The organism is Limnoglobus sp. (assembly GCF_059499385.1).
The window spans coordinates 1-15,582 of record NZ_JCABYM010000140.1; the positions used below are offsets into that span (position 1 = coordinate 1).

19 protein-coding genes and 1 pseudogene are annotated in these 15,582 nt (G+C 68.6%); 2 read left to right on the top strand and 18 right to left on the bottom strand.

Annotated elements, in window-relative coordinates:
- Positions 1-61 precede the first annotated feature (61 nt).
- The 10 genes and pseudogenes from rsmB to AC5JJ2_RS24250 form a co-directional block, all read right to left on the bottom strand.
- Entirely contained in the window at positions 62-1,405 is a 1,344-nt protein-coding gene (gene rsmB, locus AC5JJ2_RS24205) for a 16S rRNA (cytosine(967)-C(5))-methyltransferase RsmB (protein WP_495860617.1), read from the bottom strand.
- A gap of 6 nt (positions 1,406-1,411) precedes the next feature.
- Entirely contained in the window at positions 1,412-1,708 is a 297-nt protein-coding gene (locus AC5JJ2_RS24210; protein WP_495860618.1) for a type II toxin-antitoxin system RelE/ParE family toxin, read from the bottom strand.
- Positions 1,705-1,953, bottom strand: coding sequence for an addiction module protein (locus AC5JJ2_RS24215; RefSeq protein WP_495860619.1), 249 nt, complete (start codon positions 1,951-1,953; stop codon positions 1,705-1,707). Before AC5JJ2_RS24215 ends, AC5JJ2_RS24210 begins: the two co-directional genes overlap by 4 nt.
- A gap of 31 nt (positions 1,954-1,984) precedes the next feature.
- A complete protein-coding gene (gene fmt / locus AC5JJ2_RS24220; protein ID WP_495860620.1) occupies positions 1,985-2,965 on the bottom strand; it encodes a methionyl-tRNA formyltransferase in 981 nt (326 codons plus the stop codon).
- A gap of 106 nt (positions 2,966-3,071) precedes the next feature.
- A complete protein-coding gene (def, locus tag AC5JJ2_RS24225) occupies positions 3,072-3,623 on the bottom strand; it encodes a peptide deformylase (RefSeq protein WP_495860621.1) in 552 nt (183 codons plus the stop codon).
- A 169-nt stretch (positions 3,624-3,792) separates the two neighbouring features.
- Positions 3,793-4,665, bottom strand: coding sequence for a ThuA domain-containing protein (locus AC5JJ2_RS24230; RefSeq protein ID WP_495860622.1), 873 nt, complete (start codon positions 4,663-4,665; stop codon positions 3,793-3,795).
- A 191-nt stretch (positions 4,666-4,856) separates the two neighbouring features.
- Complete coding sequence (locus AC5JJ2_RS24235; RefSeq protein ID WP_495860635.1) at positions 4,857-5,453, bottom strand: hypothetical protein; 597 nt, start codon at positions 5,451-5,453, stop codon at positions 4,857-4,859.
- 174 nt (positions 5,454-5,627) lie between these two features.
- Positions 5,628-5,941 (bottom strand): annotated as a pseudogene (locus AC5JJ2_RS24240) (IS701 family transposase); the annotation flags it as partial.
- Between the two features lie 142 nt (positions 5,942-6,083).
- Positions 6,084-6,701 carry a hypothetical protein gene (locus AC5JJ2_RS24245; RefSeq protein WP_495860623.1) on the bottom strand — a complete coding sequence of 206 codons (618 nt, stop codon included), beginning with the start codon at positions 6,699-6,701 and terminating at the stop codon, positions 6,084-6,086.
- A 38-nt stretch (positions 6,702-6,739) separates the two neighbouring features.
- Positions 6,740-7,957 (bottom strand): response regulator, encoded by a 1,218-nt coding sequence (locus AC5JJ2_RS24250; RefSeq protein WP_495860624.1) that lies wholly within the window; start codon positions 7,955-7,957, stop codon positions 6,740-6,742.
- Between the two features lie 139 nt (positions 7,958-8,096).
- Between AC5JJ2_RS24250 and AC5JJ2_RS24255 the strand changes: the two genes are divergently transcribed.
- Positions 8,097-8,771, top strand: coding sequence for an HAD family hydrolase (locus AC5JJ2_RS24255; RefSeq protein ID WP_495860625.1), 675 nt, complete (start codon positions 8,097-8,099; stop codon positions 8,769-8,771).
- Between the two features lie 80 nt (positions 8,772-8,851).
- Here the strand turns inward: AC5JJ2_RS24255 and dxs are convergent, their stop codons facing one another.
- The 3 genes from dxs to AC5JJ2_RS24270 form a co-directional block, all read right to left on the bottom strand.
- Complete coding sequence (dxs, locus tag AC5JJ2_RS24260; RefSeq protein WP_495860626.1) at positions 8,852-10,783, bottom strand: 1-deoxy-D-xylulose-5-phosphate synthase; 1,932 nt, start codon at positions 10,781-10,783, stop codon at positions 8,852-8,854.
- 134 nt (positions 10,784-10,917) lie between these two features.
- Entirely contained in the window at positions 10,918-11,829 is a 912-nt protein-coding gene (locus tag AC5JJ2_RS24265) for a polyprenyl synthetase family protein (RefSeq protein ID WP_495860627.1), read from the bottom strand.
- 111 nt (positions 11,830-11,940) lie between these two features.
- On the bottom strand, positions 11,941-12,231 hold the full coding sequence (locus AC5JJ2_RS24270) for a hypothetical protein (RefSeq protein ID WP_495860628.1): 291 nt from the start codon (positions 12,229-12,231) through the stop codon (positions 11,941-11,943).
- 88 nt (positions 12,232-12,319) lie between these two features.
- Here AC5JJ2_RS24270 and AC5JJ2_RS24275 point away from each other — a divergent pair, with 88 nt between their 5' ends.
- On the top strand, positions 12,320-12,676 hold the full coding sequence (locus tag AC5JJ2_RS24275) for a hypothetical protein (protein ID WP_495860629.1): 357 nt from the start codon (positions 12,320-12,322) through the stop codon (positions 12,674-12,676).
- A 38-nt stretch (positions 12,677-12,714) separates the two neighbouring features.
- Here the strand turns inward: AC5JJ2_RS24275 and AC5JJ2_RS24280 are convergent, their stop codons facing one another.
- From AC5JJ2_RS24280 to AC5JJ2_RS24300, 5 genes are all read right to left on the bottom strand, one after another.
- A complete protein-coding gene (locus AC5JJ2_RS24280; RefSeq protein ID WP_495860630.1) occupies positions 12,715-13,146 on the bottom strand; it encodes a hypothetical protein in 432 nt (143 codons plus the stop codon).
- A 7-nt stretch (positions 13,147-13,153) separates the two neighbouring features.
- Positions 13,154-13,924, bottom strand: a complete 771-nt coding sequence (locus AC5JJ2_RS24285) for an SDR family NAD(P)-dependent oxidoreductase (protein ID WP_495860631.1) — start codon at positions 13,922-13,924, stop codon at positions 13,154-13,156.
- Positions 13,925-13,933: 9 nt separating this feature from the next.
- Positions 13,934-14,191 (bottom strand): hypothetical protein, encoded by a 258-nt coding sequence (locus AC5JJ2_RS24290; protein WP_495860632.1) that lies wholly within the window; start codon positions 14,189-14,191, stop codon positions 13,934-13,936.
- Entirely contained in the window at positions 14,179-14,367 is a 189-nt protein-coding gene (locus AC5JJ2_RS24295; protein ID WP_495860633.1) for a hypothetical protein, read from the bottom strand. Before AC5JJ2_RS24295 ends, AC5JJ2_RS24290 begins: the two co-directional genes overlap by 13 nt.
- Positions 14,368-14,472: 105 nt before the next feature.
- The coding region (locus AC5JJ2_RS24300; RefSeq protein ID WP_495860634.1) for a glycosyltransferase at positions 14,473-15,582 on the bottom strand (1,110 nt) is incomplete at its 5' end.

A 15,582-nucleotide genomic window follows, 5' to 3' on the forward strand; every position in this document is an offset into this window, starting at 1 on the left:
GATTTCTAAACTCTCTTGGTTTTTCTCCGCGCCCTCTGCGCCCTCCGCGGTGAAATCGGTTTTAATTTGCCTTCCGCAATCGTGCCCAGTACCCGCCGTCGCCGGGGCGGCCGGGGACCGCGGCGTGTTCCACCTCCAGCGTCAGCCCCTTGATCGCCCGTCGCACGGCCGACACCACGCCCTGGTTCTCGTCCCGCTCGATGCTGCACGTCGAGTAGACGATGACGCCGCCGGGCTTCACGCGGTCGATGGCGTTCAGCAGCAGCCGCGTTTGTAGGCGGATGAGGAACTCGAACTCGCGGGGTTGGATCCGCCAGCGGACCTCCGGCCGGCGGCCGAGGACGCCGGTGTTGCTGCACGGCACGTCCACCAGGGCCGCGTCGAACGGCCCGGCCGGCGGCTCCTCGGTCTCCTTCAACAACTTCGTTTCAACGATGGAAACGCCGAGCCGCTGACACAGCGCTGTCACCGTGTCGAGCCGCCGCTGGTCCACGTCGCACGCGACGATCTGGCCGCGGTTCTGCATCAGCTCCGCGAGGTGCGTCGTCTTCCCGCCGGGGGCGGCGCACAGGTCGAGGACCCGCATCCCCGGCGACGGGTTGAGGGCGGCGGCCACGGCCATCGCTGACACGTCCTGCACGGCGAAGTCGCCGTCGTGGTAGCCGGGCAGTTCGCGGACCGACCCGCCGTCCGGCAGCCGCAGCGACTGCGGGTGCTCGCCCGGCTCGGCGGCGATGGTGGCGGCCGCGAGGCGGAGGCGGTACGCCTCGCGGTCCGACCGCAGCTTGTTCACCCGCAGCCACAGCGGGGGCGGCGCGTTGAACCAGAAGCCGAGCCGCAGGCACTCGTGCCAGTCGTGCTGCTTCAGCCAGCGGTCGGCGAGCCACCGCGGCCACGAGAACGCGGCCGCGAGGTACGCCGCCTCGTTCCCGTCCGGGTCGGCGAAGACGGGCTTGGTCAGCTTGCGGTAGTTGCCCTCGACCGGCAGCGTGTCGGAGTACGGGAAGTCGACGAACTCGTCGGTGACGAGTTCGCTGACCCGCCGCAGGACGCCGTTGACGAACCCCTTCGCCTGCGGGCTGCCGACGTGCGGGGCGAGTTCGACCGACTCGTGGACGGCCGCGTGCCGCGGGACGTGGGTGAGCAGCGCGAGCTGGAACGCGCCGAGGTGCAGCACGTCCCACACCCGCGGCTGGACGGCGTGGTGCGGCGTCTTGACGAACGGCTTGAGCAGGGCGTCGAGCGTGGCCCGGCGGCGGACGACGCCCATGACGAGCTGCGTGACGAGCCGCCGCTCCTGCGGCGGGAGCGTGCCGGCCTGCTCCTCGACGATCTCGGAGGCGAACTGCTTGCGGGCGCGGGCGAGGTGCAGCACGTCGGCCGCGACGCGGCGGGCGGTGGTCATGGCGGGTTACCGGCGGCCCTTCCAAATCGCCGGGTCGCGACTGTTGTGGAAGACGGAAAGGACGCGGATTCGGTCTGCCTCGACCACGTAGTAGACGCAGTACGGGAACCCCATCACGGGGGCCTCCCGAATGTCGTCCTCGGCAATCGGGTAGCGGTCTGGTTGACCAGAAATGATGCTCAACGCGCCTTCGACGGCGCGGACAAACTTGGCACCCGCCGCGCGGCTCTTGCGGGTGTAGAATTCGCAATCGTCGTCATACTCCACCCGCGCGAGCGGGCGGAACACGATGGGCAAGGTCATTGCTGACACCTGGCAAGCGACGCCGCCTTGATCTCCTCCCACGGGATGTCGTCTCCCGGATTGGCACGGGCCTCGTCCCGTCGTCGCCGGAGTTCTTGCTTGAACTCCTCGCTCAACGGCGGCCGCGGCGTATCGGCCGCGATGCTGTCGAGGATGATGTGCGCGATCTCGATGCGATCCTGCACGGGCAGTTCAAGGATCGCGGAGAGATCCACGCTTGCAGGTGCGGTTGCCGTCGCGGTCATGGCTCCTCCCGGTCGAGACACGAACAGTATATCACGTCAGCTTCTCCGGCCCGAACCGGTCGAGCAGTTGAACCGGGTGACCGCGGAGAAATTCTGGACACGGCATCCTCTTCTTGCCAGACGGCTGGAGTTCCAGCAACTCGACCGCCGACCAGTCACCGCACATCACACAAATCGTTTGCTTCGCGTCAACAAGAACGTGGCCCGGCTGTGCATGCTCAACCCCGTCCGGTATCGCACCGACCCGCGCTCGATTGACGATCACCCGCATCGGCTCCTTGCCGGGGCGGTGGAAGAACGTGTACGCCGTCGGCCACGGCTGCATCGCGCGGACCTGCCGCGCCACCTCCTCGGCCGGCCGCGACCAGTCGATCAGGCCCATCTCCTTCGTTAGCTTCGGGGCCTTCGTCACGAGCGCCGGGTCTTGCTTCACGCCGCTCACCGGGCCGAGCTTCAGCTTCGCCACCACGTCTAGGCACAACTTCGCGCCCAGCGGGGCCAGCCGCGATTCGAGTTCGCCGGCCGTCTCGTCGGGGAGGATGTCCAGCTCGCCCCGCGCGAGCATGTCGCCGGAGTCGAGGCCGGGGGTGATGCGGATGATCGTCACGCCGGTCCGCGTCTCGCCCTTCCAGATGGCGTAGGCCACGGGCGCGGCCCCGCGATACTTCGGTAGCAGCGACGCGTGGACGTTAATCATCCCCAGCGGCGGCGTCGCGATCACGGCCGGCTTCAGGATTTGCCCGTAGGCCGCGACGACGACCAGGTCCGGGGCGAACGCCGCCAGTTCCGCCAGCCCGTCCGGCGTGTTGATGCTCGCGGGTTGCGCGACCGGCACGCCGGCGGCCGCGGCGATGCTCGCGAGGCCCTTCCCGACCTGCCGCGACGCCCCGGTCCGGCGGCCCACGTCCCGGTCCGGCTGCGTGACGAGGCCGACGACGTTCTCCTTCGCCGCGAGCAGCGCCTCGAACGTCGGCTCCGCGAACGTGCCGGTCCCCATCATCACGATGCGCATTGTCGTCATCCGTTATTTGTGATTCGTTATTGGAGCTGTCGCACCCATGAAGGGCCTTCGTCCGTGCGACAGCTCCAATAACCGATAACCAATCACTGATGACGTTTCACAACCGCGGTTCCATGTCGGGCGGGAGGCGGCCGCGCTTCTTGTCGTCGTCGAACTCGACCATCAGGTTGTGGATGTCGGTGCGGCTGGAGAACCGCTGCAGCGGCCCCATCTTGTCGATGAACAGGACGCCGTTGAGGTGGTCGATCTCGTGCTGCCAGATGCGGGCGGCCAGGTCCGAGCAGGTCATCGTCTGGAGCTTGCCGTCGAGGTCGTAGAACTGCACCGTCACGGTCTTCGCCCGGCGGATGTCCTGGTACAGGCCGGGGAAGCTCAGGCAGCCCTCGCGGTCCTTCTCGGCCCCCTTCGACTCGATGACGACCGGGTTGATCGCGACGACTTCCTGGTCCTTGCGGTCCGGCTCGCCCTCGAAGTTCAGGACGATGAGTTGGTAGTCGAGCGTCACCTGCGGGGCGGCGAGGCCGAGGCCCTCCCGCTTGTACATCAGGTCCAGCATCTCGCCGGCCGCGAGCCGCACGTCCTTGTCGATGTTCGCGACCGGCTTGCACTTCGCCCGCAGGGCGGGGTGGGGGTAGTTGACGATCTTCATCAGCGTTCCGAGTCTCGGGTCCGGGTCTGATGATTATAGCGGCGCGGCGACCCCCTATCGGCTGTTGGTCGGTCTTGTAGGGCGGGTCAAGGCTTTGCGCCGACCCGCCGGGGCGCGGGTGGCGTCGGCGGGTCGGCGCAAAGCCTTGACCCGCCCTACAGGGCCGCCGTTACTTCCCCTTCCCCGTCGGCGTGGCGTCGCCGGGGAGCTTCCCCGTCGCCCAGTCGAGGCCGCCGAACAGGTGCTTCTGGAACGCCGCGTCCTTCCACACCTTGTCCTGGTGGCCCAGCGACGTGTAGAAGACCTTCCCCTTCCCCTCTTCCCGGCACCACGAGATCGCGTAGTCGCCGTCCTTCCGGCCGTTCTGCTTCGGCTCGAACGACCCCTTCTCGCAGCTCAGGATGATGTGCAGCTTGTCCCGGCTGTACGGCTCGTCGTGGAAGATGTAAATCTCGTCCGCGTAGGGCTGCCCGTCCGTGAACCCGGCCGCCGCCGGGTGCTTCGGGTCTTCGATCTTGAGCTTCACGTTCTGGATGCCCGGCGGGTGCGTCTTGAAGAACCCGCCGATGAACTCGCCGTAGATCGTGTCGTACAGCGTGTCGCTGGCGCAGTGCGACCCGGCGAACGCGCCGCCGGCCTTCACCCAGTCGATCAGGTCTTGCAGCTCCTCCTTGTTCAGCGGGCCGACGTTGCCCTTCTGCGGGCCGCTGCCGGTCGTGAAGAACAGCACGGCGTCGAACTTCTTGAGCGTCTCCTTGTTGATCCGCCCGCAGTGCTCCGGCTCGATGGGCAGCTTCGTGGCCTTGCGAAAGTTCTCCTGCACCTTCGCGAACTTCGGGTCGGCGGGGTCGCCGGTGTACCGCCAGCACGTCACGTCGTACCCGTGCTTCGGGCCGACCTCCTTGAGCAGCGTCTCGGCCGTGGCGACGGACGCGTGAACGAACCCGCCGCTATGGGTGACGAGCAAGAGCTTCTTGTTCTCGGCGACGGCGGCCAGAGCCGTCATCGCGAGGAGGCCGAGGGAGAGGAAAAAGCGAGTCATGAATCGCTCCGAATGGAAAGGGGTGGTGGAGCGGATTCTAGGCGGGGACGGGGTGGGTAGCGAGGGGCAGCGTTGGGGCAGCGACTTCTTGTCCCCTCCCCCGTTGACGGGGAGGGTTAGGGTGGGGGGTCAAGGCTGCCTCCGATGGATGAAGCCGTTCGCTCTCGGTGACTCATCACACCCGCCTAGTCCTACAGCCGTAGTTGATCAGTCGGGCGGTCTGGCCCCGCGTTTCTTGTAGTGGCAATCCATTGCCCGGTGTTGGTGTCGCCGCCGCCACGCCGACCACGCCAGCACCCCTTCGGCTTCTGGGACGAACGCTCACACCAGTTTGAGGAGTAGCTTCCGCTCCTCGGGCACGCTCCGGCGGATCGGGCGCTCGCCCCCTTTTCCCGCCGCGCCGGCCGTACCCGCGAGCGGATGACGGCGACCACGGCCAACGCGAACGGGCCGAGCGTCACGTGCCGGTGCCAGCCGGTCCGGCTCCGCACCTCGTACTCGTCTAGCCCGCCGCCGCCCTCGGCGGGTTCGAAACACTCCTCGACGACCCACCGCTTCCCGGCGACCGTGACCGACTCGGCGAGCGCCGTCGCCGGCCGCCCGCCGCACACGAAGTCCGACACGTCGGACGGGCGGGACGGGCTCCGCCGGATCAGCCGCCACCGCTGGCACCGCGGCGGGTTCGGACAATTGAGCCGCGTCCGCGCCCACTCGTACCACCGCGGCCCCTTGCGGCCCGCCCCGCTGCTCAGCCGCGGCCACGCGTCCGCCGGCACCTCGGCGAGCAACGCCTTCGCCCGAACCCGACCGTGACCGCGAAGTCCGTCCGCACCGCCAGGACGTAGCCCAAGCCTTGATTTCCCAGGCCGATCCGGAATGAGTAGTCCGACCCGTACACCGCGTCGGCCGTCCCCCGCCGGGCGGGCGATCCCCCGGCGACCGCCCGCTCGACCATCCGCGTGCTCGTCGACGATCCGCACCCCGCCCGGGTCGCCCAGGTGTTCGGCCCCGTTCCCGAGCCGGTCGTCGCGGACGGCGTCGGCGTCCCCGTCGGCCCGGGCGAGCAGGGGCTGCACCCCGTCGGGAGTCGCCTCGCCGAGGGGCTCGGCCAGTTGCCAACCGTTCTTGCGTTCGGCGTCGCCGAGCAACCCCCGGAGGTAGCCGACCGCCCGCTGGCGGGGCTCGCTCCGGGCGAACCGCGGGCCGAGCCGTTCGGCCACGGCCTCGACTTCCCGGGCCACTGCTCGACGGTTGCCCGCGTCGGTCGTCCGGACATGCCGTGCCCCGCGCCGCAACCCGTAGCGGGGGCAACTTTAGCAACTACGGCTGTAGGATTAAGCCTCTCCCCCGCAAAGCCGGGGGAGAGGGAATAAGAGCGGTGGGCCTCGAAGACTCGACACACCCTACAAATCCACAAATCACTCCGTGATGTGCTTCGTCAGCTTCGTCAGTTGGCGGACGAACACGCCGCACGTCTCGACCCACTTCGCGGCCGACTGGCCGGTCGCGAACCCGTTGCCGAGCAACAGCAGGTACCCCTCGATCACCGGCGGCAGGCCGCTCAGTAGCCGGACGCACTCGCCGCGGACGACCGGGTCGATCCGCGGGGCCGAGACCGCGAACCCGAACAGCGTCCGCGCCGGGGCCGGCCGCGGCAGCCCGGCCGCCTCCCGCAGGTACTGATCCGCCCCCTTCCGCGTCTCCGGCAGGTGCGCGCGGATGAGCGTCGCCCGCTCCGCGTGGCAGGCGGTGTACGCGTCGATCGCCTGCACCGTCCGCACGGCCAGCAGCAGGACGCCGTGCGGGTCGGCCCGGAACCGCGACCGGGTGAACTCCCGTAGCCGCTGCTCCTGTTCGGAGAGGTGCGTGAGCAACTCCGCCTCCCACTCGGCGTCGCGGGCGGCGAACACCGGCCGCGTCAGCAAGTCGGTGTCCAGCACGGCCTGCGTGTCCAGCGTGTCCTGCGCGGACGCGACCGTGTTGCCCGCGGCGTACTCCGGCCGGGCCGTCGTGAACTTGAACGCACTCGAACTCATACCCATCCAGCTACGAGGGGGACGTTACGGGGGCGGGGTTACTTCCTTACGGGAACGATCTTGCCGACCACTTCGACCAGCGCCTTCGGTTGGAACGGCTTCGTCAGGTACTCGACCGCGCCGGCCCACTTGCCGCGCATCTTGTTGAAGAACCCGTCCTTGCCGGTCAGGAACACGACCGGCACCTTCGCCGTCGCCGGGGTCTCCTTCAACAGCGCGCAGACGCCGAACCCGTCGAGGCCGGGCATGTTGATGTCCAGGATCGCCAGCGCGGGGACGCCGTGCGCCTTCAGCCCGTCCGCGACCTGCAGGCCGTCCGCGAGGCTGAACACCCGGTAGCCGGCCCCCTGGAGGGCGACGGTCACCAGCTTCCGGACGGTGGCGCTGTCGTCCACGACCATGACGAGCGGCGGGGCGGTCGCGGTGTCCGCCTTCGTCGGCCGGTGGGCGGCGGCGCTCCGCCAGTGGGTCGCCAACTTGTGGACCTGGGCCTTCCAGTTGGCGTCCGCGTCCAGCCGGGTGGCGGCCGTGTTGAACACGCGGATGGCTTCCGACGGCTGGCCGATGTTCAGGTACGCCAGCCCGAGGCAGAACGCCGCGGCGCTGCCGGGGGCCTTCTGCGCCTGCGGGGTCAGCCGGGCGATCGCCCGGCCCATCGCCGTCTCGTCCGCCCCGGTCGGCTGGTCGAACGAGGCCGGGGCGTTCAGCGTCACGACCGCCTTGCACGCCGGGCACCGCTCGACCGGCTGCGGGTGCATCGCCTCGCACAGGGGGCACGGCCACGTCCCCTCCTGCGCCTTGTACTGGGCCAGCCCCTGCTTCGCCCGCTCGTTGTTCGGGTTGATCTCCAGCACCTTCCGCAGGTACCGGATCGAGTCGGTCGGGTACGTCGAGACGCCGGCCATCCACAGGAGCGCGTGCTCGTTCTTCGGGTCGAGGTCGAGGGCCTCCCGGAGGAGGAGGCGGGCCGGCGGGAACTCCTTCCGCTGGGCGTGGTCGATGGCGGCGCGGATGATGGCGGACACGAGGCCGGCGCGGGCGTGCCGGTTGTCCGGGTTGAGCTTGAGGACGGTGCGGAGGCAGGACAGGGCCTCGGCCGGGTCGGCGGCGACGTTCGCCAGCCACAGCCACGCGACCTCGTTCTCGGCCTCCAGGCCGACGACCTGGCGGATGATGAAGCGCGCGCGGACCTTGTTGCCAGACTGTGCGGCGGCGATGCCGTCGCGGAGCAGGGAAGCGGTTTGGGGGTGTGCCATCGGGACGGACCGGGGGCGAGCCATTCCTTATGGGAGAGTTTTGGTCAACATTCGGAAAAGTCAAACCCTGCCATGTGTGCTATCACGAGAAGGTTGGGGCCACAAGGCAGCGCCCCGCGAACGAGGGAGACTCCCGACCATGGCGGGTGATACGATCGGCATCCTGTGGGACGTGGACGGCACGCTGGTCGATACGGCCGAGCAACACTTCTTGGCGTGGCAGCAACTTTCAGCCGAGATCGGCCGGCCGTTCACGCGGGAGGACTTCGCCCGGACGTTCGGCTGGCGGAACCCGGAGATCATCCGCACGCTGTACGACCCGGCCGCGGACGACGCGAAATGCGATTCCCTGGCGCTGCGGAAGGAAACGCTATACCGCGACATGGTCCGGGCCGGCGCGACGCAGCTGTTGCCCGGCGTGCGGGAACTGTTGGCGGCGTTCGCGGCGGCCGGGTGGCCGCAGGCGGTCGGGTCGTCGGCCCCGCGGGGGAACCTCGACTTGCTGCTGGCCGCGACCGGGACGCGCGACTACTTCCAGGCGATCGTCAGCGGCGAAGACGTGACGCGGGGGAAGCCCGACCCGGAGGTGTTTCTGAAGGGGGCGGCGGGGATCGGCGTGGACCCGCGGCGGTGCGTGGTGTTCGAGGACGCGGTGGCCGGCGTCGAGGCGGCGGCGGCCGGCGGCATGGCGTGCGTGGCGGTGACGTTCGTGGGCCACCACCCGGCGGAGAAGCTCCGGGCCGCGGGGGCGAAGCTCGTGGTGCCGACGCTGGCGGAGGTGACGGTGGAGGCGGTGCGAGGACTCGTTAACTGAGACCGGCGAGCCGAGCGGCGTAAGCCGCCGGGTAACGCGCCCTCACCCGGCGGCTTACGCCGCTCGGCTCGCCAAACACGTTACCCGATCCCCGCGCCGCTCAGGCTCCCCGCCTCGGCGTCCGCCTCGCGGTGCTTCCGCACCACGGCCACCAGCCCGGCCGCGTCCAGCCCGGCGTCGGCTAGCAGCTCGCCGCGCTCGCCGTGCTCGATGAACCGGTCGGCGAAGCCCCGCCGCACCACGGTCCGCGTGTCCAGCCCGGCCGCGTTCGCCGCCTCCAGCACGGCGCTGCCGAACCCGCCTTCGAGCGTCCCTTCCTCAACCGTCACCACCAGCGGCAGCAAGTCCACCGCCTTCAAGATCGTTTCCGTGTCGAGCGGCTTCACGAACCGGGCGTTGATGACGCCGAAGTTCAGCCCGTCTTCGTCCTTCAGCTTCTTCGCCGCGGCCATGCACGCGACCGTCCGCTCGCCGAAGGCCACGAAGCAGCCGTCCTCGCCCCACTCGATGACCTCGGCCTTGCCGAGTTCGATCGGCGTCACCGACCGGTCGATGCGTTCGAGGTTCGCCTTCGGGTAGCGGAGGCTGATCGGCCCGTTGTGGGCCATCGCGAACCGCAGCATCGGCTCGACGTCCGCCTCGTCGCCGGGGGCCATCGACACCATGTTCGGGAACAGCCGCAGGTACGGCACGTCGAACACGCCGTGGTGCGTCGGGCCGTCCGGCCCGGCGACCCCGGCCCGGTCCAGCGTGAGTACGACCGGCAGGTTCTGCAAGCACACTTCCTGGAAGATTTGGTCGAAGCTCCGCTGCAGGAACGTCGAGTAGATGTCCACGATCGGCCGCGCCCCGGCCTTGGCCATCCCGGCGGCGAACGCGACGGCGTGGCTCTCGCAGATGCCGGTGTCGAAGAACTGCTTCGGGAACCCGTCCCGGACCTTCTCCAGCTTGTTCCCCTGGCACATCGCGGCCGTGATGACGCACGCCTTCGGGTCGTCCTTCAGCACGTTGAAGATCGCCGCGGACATCGCGTCCGTGTACGCCTTGGCGCTGCCCTTCTTCATGCTGAGGATTTCGCCGCCCGGCCCCAGCTTCTCGAACACCGGCGGGGCGTGGTACGTCACCGGGTCGTCGGCCGCCTCCGGGACGCCGTGCCCCTTGTTCGTGAAGACGTGCAGCAGGATCGGCCCCTTCTGCCCCTTCAGGTCGCGGAGGATCTTCCGCATCCCGTGCAGGTCGTGGCCGTCGAATGGGCCGAAGTACCGGAACCCGAACTCCTCGAACAGCATCCCGTCCTTGAAGAACGCCTTCAGCCCGTCGCGGAGGCTCTCGAGCGACGACCGGGCCGCCTCGCCGACGAGCGGGATTTGCTTCAGCAGGTCGTTGAGCGTCCGCTTGCCGCCCTGGTAGAGGCCGGTGATCCGGCACTGGTCGAGGTACTGCGCGAGGCCGCCGGTCCGCGGGCAGATGCCCATCTTGTTGTCGTTGAGGACGACGAGCACGTCCTGGCCGAGGCCGGCGATGTTGTTGAACGCCTCGAACACCATGCCGCTGGGCAGCGCGCCGTCGCCGATGACCGCGACCGCGTGCCGGTCCTTGTTGCCGAGCAAATCATCCCCGGCCTTCAGCCCGGAGATGGTGGAAACGCTGGCCCCGGCGTGGCCGGTCATGAACAGGTCGTAGGGCGACTCGGCGGGGTTCGGGAACCCCATGAGGCCGCCCTTCGTGCGGATCGTGTGGAACCGGTCGTACCGGCCGGTGATGAGCTTGTGCGGGTAAATCTGGTGGCCGGTGTCCCAAATGAGCCGGTCCTTCGCGAAGTCGAACGTGAGGTGCAGCGCCAGGCACAACTCGACGACGCCGAGGTTGCTGGCGAAGTGGGCCGAGCGGGTGGTCAGCACCCGGACCAACTCGCCGCGGATCTCGTCCGCCAGCCGGTTCAGTTGCGCGTCCGACAGCCCTTGCAAGTCGGCCGGCTTCTGAATCTTGGGTAGCAGCTCGACCTTCGACATGGACATCCCCACTGTGGTGGAGTGTTCAGGAATCAGGGGTCAGGAATCAGGGGTCAGGCGTCAGAGAAAACCGAAATCCGGTCTTCCCTGACGCCTGACGCCTGACGCCTGACGCCTGACGCCTGACCACTGGTTCAGCGATCCCTCTCTGCCACGTACTTCGCCAGCTCGGCCAGCAGCTTGCCCTTCGGCCCGAAGGACGCGGCCGCCGCCACCGCCTCGGCCCCCAACTCGCGGGCCTTCGCCCGACTCGCCTCGATTCCCAGCAGCCCAGGATAGGTTAATTTACCCCGCGCCGCGTCCTTGTTGACGTTCTTGCCGGTTTTCTCCGCCGTCGATTCCACGTCGAGCAGGTCGTCCGTCACCTGGAACGCCAGCCCGAACGCGGCCGCGTACCGGTCGATGGCGGCCAGCGCCGTCGGCGGCACGCCGGTCTCGCCGAGGGCGGCGAACACGCCGAGCCGCAGGGAGCCGCGGAACAGCGCGCCGGTCTTGCGGCGGTGGATGTTCTCCAACCCGGCCGCGTCCGCGACACCGCCGGTTTCCGCCTCCAGGTCGAGCACCTGCCCGCCGACCATCCCGACGGCCCCGGCGGCGGCCGCTAATTCTACACAACTAACCGCCGCCGTCCGCGGCGGGTAACCGCCGGCCAGCACCTCGAACGCCAGCGTCAAGAGCGCGTCGCCGGCGAGGATCGCGGTCGCCTCGCCGAACTTCTTGTGGCTCGTCGGCATCCCCCGCCGCAGGTCGTCGTCGTCCATCGCCGGCAGGTCGTCGTGGATCAACGAGTACGTGTGGACCATCTCGACGGCGCATCCGGCCGGCAGGCTCTGTTCGGTCGTGCCGCCGACGGCCTCGCACGCGAGCGCGGCGAGCAGCGGCCGGAGCCGCTTGCCGGGCGCGAACAGGCTGTACGCCATCGCCGCCGCGAGGGCGGGCGGGGCGGACGCCGTGAGCCGGGAGACCGTGGCGCGAAGGGCCGATTCGACGGCCTCCTGCCGGGTCTTCAGATCATCCCAGAGTTGGCCAGCCAACGAACCGTCCATCCGTGTGGGGACTTCGAGTCGGATTGCGATGGCCTATTCTTAGCACTCCGGGGGAACGTCGTCACTCGCGGAAGATACTTTACATTGCAAAGCGAACGAAGGGAAGGGCAATTATCGAGCGGCTGGGTGAAGTGCGAGCGCCGCCGCGAAGTCGCCGGCCAGCAGGCTCGCGACCGCCCGCAGTCGATGAACGTCCGGCCCGGCCCGCAGCGCCTCCGCGTGCGCGATCAGCGGCAGCGCGTCGGCGGTTCGGCCTTCGGCGAGGTTGCGGCCCGCCGCGGCGAGCAGCGCGTCGCGGTCCGCCTCCAGTTTGAACAGCAGCGACAGGTCGGCCGAGCACCGGCGGCAGGTCGGCCCGGTCGGGTTCGACGCCCGGCAGCAGGGACAATTGATCGAAAGCATGAGATCGTTGTAGGGGGAAGAGGAGACTATTCGTTTGACGTGTTTGCCGTGCCTACTTACAGTCCGAGAAAGGTCCGGAGATCAAACGGTGTGGAAGCAGCTAACCGATCCGACATTCGCCGCCTTGACCGCGATTCGCCATTGGTCGGATAAGCCGTCGTTGGTCCAGTTCGCCTTGGATCGCCACGGGTTCGGGGACAGCGACGGCGGTTTCGGAATCACCTACCCAGGTGACCTGGACGAATACGACCGTGAGGTCGAGGGTCGGCACATCCCCGAGGGGTTCGTTCTGGCATACGGGTTTTGGGGGCCGCCAGACGGTTATGAACTTCTGGTACCCGAATGGTTATATCGCGACGTACTGGCTGAGGTGCTTCACTCCCTCGGCATGTGGGACGAAGCGGCCCGCGTGCGAGTGCCCGAGGGATGGCTCGGCCCAGCGTGACGAAACGCCGCCGCACTTCCCCGCACGCCGAGTGTCGTTCACCGGGCCGTCGCCAGCATCGCCACACACACGCCGCCGTGCAGCCACCACGCGGCGACGCGGACCCAGTTCGTCCGCACCAACCGCCGGTGCGCCGCGGCGTCGTACCCGTCGGCGGCTAGCTTCTCGTGCAGCGGGATCGACACGAACGCCGTGACGCCCGCCCACACGCCGACGAGCGCCAGCCCGGCCCATGCCAGCCCCGTCGGTCGCACGAACAGTAGCGCGACCGTCGCGACGAGTTCCACGAGCATCGGCGGGCCGACGACGAACGCCGTCAGCCGCTGGTGCCGCCGGGCGACGGCGCGGAACGTCGCCCGGTCCCAGTCGTCGATCATCGGGTAGTGGACGACTTGGACGAACAGGATGACGCCGCACATCGTGCCGGTCGCGGCGAGGTTCGCCCACAAAAGGAATTGATCGAGTGACATCGCGGTGTCACTTCGTCTTCACGCTCGACATGCCGCCGTCGAGGGAGAGGATTTGCCCGGTCACCCAGGTCGTCTGCGGGTCGAGCAACCACGCGACGGCGGTGGCCACGTCCGCGGGTTCCCCGATCCGTCCGAGCGGGTGCATGGCCGTGGACGCCTTCAGGGCCAGCTCGTTGCCGGTGATCTTCTCCGCCAGCGGCGTGCGGACGAGGGCCGGGGCCACGGCGTTCACGCGGATGCCCTTCGACGCATACGTCGCCGCCGCGGCCAGGACGAGGCCGTTGACGCCGCCCTTCGCGGCCGCGATCGCCTCGTGGTTGACGAGGCCGATCTTCGCCGCGACGGACGACGCCAGCACGATCGACCCGCCGGTCGGCAGCATCGCCCGCGCCGCCGCCCGGAGGACGTAGAAGGCGGTGTTCAGGTTCAGCATCAACGTGTCGCCGAACTCGTAGTCGTTCGTCTGGTGGGCCGGCTTGAGCAGGATCGAGCCGACGAGGTTCGTCGCCCCCTGGACGCTGCCGTAAGTTTCGACCGCCTTCGCGAAGAAGAGATCGACCTCCTCCGAGTTGGTGGCGTCGAGCGGGAAGGCGTGGACGGCGCAGCGGTGGGACTTCCGCAGCTCCAGCGTGAGGGCTTCGAGCCGGGCCTCGGTGCGTGCCCCGAGGAAGAGGTTGGCCCCGCACGCGGCGAGGGTGCGGCAGAGTTCGGAGCCGATCCCGCCGGTGGCCCCGACGACGGCGTAGGTGGGTGTGCCGGTGGGGAGCGGTGTTTTCATGGGTTGAAGTCAGAACGTCCAGAAGTGTGAGACGCGAACGACCCCGGGAATGGGGTCATCGACGACGAAGGTAATCGCACACCCGAGTTGGAATGCAATCCTTCTCTTACCAGAGCGAGATTCGCCCAACTCATACGGGTCCTTCGCCAACTCGGCGTTGAAATGAATCACCGCCTGCTCGATCGAATTTCGCCGCTTGGGGTCGGCCGCGACATACGCGTCGGCCATCGCGTCGAGGGCGGACTCCCGCCAGATCACCCCGTACATTTTTTCAGCTCCTGGAGCTTGGCCAGGACTTGCTCGGCCGGAATCCACGGCCCCTTGTCGTCTTGTTCCCGTCGGCGGAGTTCCTCCTCGTCGAGGGGGATTGCGATGTGCCGGTACGACGGCTTGGCGGGGGAGAAGTAGCCGATGACCACCCCTTCCGGTCCCCAAATGGTCATGGGTTCCGAAGCCTGACGCAATGTGGTTGCGAGCGTGGGGTCGGTGATCTTTACGTCCGTCATGTCGATTCCCCCGAATTGGTACTGCCAATATTATACCAAACATCAGCTCGGCTTCGCACGCCCTTTCCACCCGACCGGTCGGCCGATGACTGCCCGCACGGTCGCGTACCACTGGATGCCGAGCAGCGCGAGGACGCCGACCGGATGCAGCATCGCGCCGACGGGCGACTGCTGGAACCGCACCACCCCATGCAGCCGCGGGGCCAGCGCGAGAACCACGGCTGCCGCCACAAGCACCTCGGCCCACACAGGCAGCTCGCCGACGAGCGGCAACAGCGCGAACGGCAGCACCTGGCCGCCGAACAGCAACGCTGTAGTGAACAGGATCAGCCGCGGCGCGGCGAGGCCCTCGCGGGCGTTCTTCGCTAGCCCGTTCCACACCTGTCCGGCGGTGCGGTACATCCGGCACGTCGCCAAGTCGGTCACGTCGCATAGGTCGGTCATCAGTCCGCTGAGTCGATACGCCCGCGGCAACTGCAACCCGTCGTGGAACGAGTTCCGCACCCGAAGATGTGAATGCCCGCCGACCCGGTCGTAGGCTTCTCGCGCCGTTAGGAACCACTGACCGCACCCCGCGCCGAGGCCGGGCAGCGGCTTCTTGCGCATCTGTGCGAACGGCAGGAACCCGAGCAGCAGGAAGTGGATGAGCGGGATGACCAGCTTCTCCAACGGCGTCCCGGTTTCCTGCCGCGGGAAGCCGCTGACGAGCGCCGCGCCCGATTCCTTTTGAAACGCGGCCATCCGGGCGAGGGCGTCCGGCGCGAGCCGCACGTCGGCGTCGAGGAACGCGAGGACCGGGTGCTTCGCCAGTTGCGCGAGCGCGAAGCAGGCGTGCTGCTTGCCGCTCCACCCCGGCGGCAGCGGCGGGGCGGGTTCCAGCCGGAGGCGGGCGTCCTTCGCGGCCATCTCACGGACGATGTCGGCCGTGCGGTCGTCGGAGTGGTCGTCGAGGACGACGCACTCCAGCTCGACGCATTGATTCGCCAGCACCGACTCGACGCACGCGGCGATGGCGGCTTCCTCGTTCCGCGCGGGGATGAGGACGGAGACGCGGGGAACGTCTTGTTCTTTCCCTCCTAAATGGGCCGGGTTTTCCTCTTGTTCCCTCCCCCCTGGGGGGGGAGGGTTAGGGAGGGGGGTAACCTTTGCTGG

What these genes read in the sequence shown, in the direction of transcription:
- rsmB (WP_495860617.1), bottom strand. Translation starts at nt 1,405, where the DNA reads ATGACCACCGCCCGCCGCGTCGCGGCCGACGTGCTGCACCTCGCCCGC.
- AC5JJ2_RS24210 (WP_495860618.1), bottom strand. Translation starts at nt 1,708, where the DNA reads ATGACCTTGCCCATCGTGTTCCGCCCGCTCGCGCGGGTGGAGTATGAC.
- AC5JJ2_RS24215 (WP_495860619.1), bottom strand. Translation starts at nt 1,953, where the DNA reads ATGACCGCGACGGCAACCGCACCTGCAAGCGTGGATCTCTCCGCGATC.
- fmt (WP_495860620.1), bottom strand. Translation starts at nt 2,965, where the DNA reads ATGCGCATCGTGATGATGGGGACCGGCACGTTCGCGGAGCCGACGTTC.
- def (WP_495860621.1), bottom strand. Translation starts at nt 3,623, where the DNA reads ATGAAGATCGTCAACTACCCCCACCCCGCCCTGCGGGCGAAGTGCAAG.
- AC5JJ2_RS24230 (WP_495860622.1), bottom strand. Translation starts at nt 4,665, where the DNA reads ATGACTCGCTTTTTCCTCTCCCTCGGCCTCCTCGCGATGACGGCTCTG.
- AC5JJ2_RS24245 (WP_495860623.1), bottom strand. Translation starts at nt 6,701, where the DNA reads ATGAGTTCGAGTGCGTTCAAGTTCACGACGGCCCGGCCGGAGTACGCC.
- AC5JJ2_RS24250 (WP_495860624.1), bottom strand. Translation starts at nt 7,957, where the DNA reads ATGGCACACCCCCAAACCGCTTCCCTGCTCCGCGACGGCATCGCCGCC.
- AC5JJ2_RS24255 (WP_495860625.1), top strand. Translation starts at nt 8,097, where the DNA reads ATGGCGGGTGATACGATCGGCATCCTGTGGGACGTGGACGGCACGCTG.
- dxs (WP_495860626.1), bottom strand. Translation starts at nt 10,783, where the DNA reads ATGTCGAAGGTCGAGCTGCTACCCAAGATTCAGAAGCCGGCCGACTTG.
- AC5JJ2_RS24265 (WP_495860627.1), bottom strand. Translation starts at nt 11,829, where the DNA reads ATGGACGGTTCGTTGGCTGGCCAACTCTGGGATGATCTGAAGACCCGG.
- AC5JJ2_RS24270 (WP_495860628.1), bottom strand. Translation starts at nt 12,231, where the DNA reads ATGCTTTCGATCAATTGTCCCTGCTGCCGGGCGTCGAACCCGACCGGG.
- AC5JJ2_RS24280 (WP_495860630.1), bottom strand. Translation starts at nt 13,146, where the DNA reads ATGTCACTCGATCAATTCCTTTTGTGGGCGAACCTCGCCGCGACCGGC.
- AC5JJ2_RS24285 (WP_495860631.1), bottom strand. Translation starts at nt 13,924, where the DNA reads ATGAAAACACCGCTCCCCACCGGCACACCCACCTACGCCGTCGTCGGG.
- AC5JJ2_RS24290 (WP_495860632.1), bottom strand. Translation starts at nt 14,191, where the DNA reads ATGTACGGGGTGATCTGGCGGGAGTCCGCCCTCGACGCGATGGCCGAC.
- AC5JJ2_RS24295 (WP_495860633.1), bottom strand. Translation starts at nt 14,367, where the DNA reads ATGACCATTTGGGGACCGGAAGGGGTGGTCATCGGCTACTTCTCCCCC.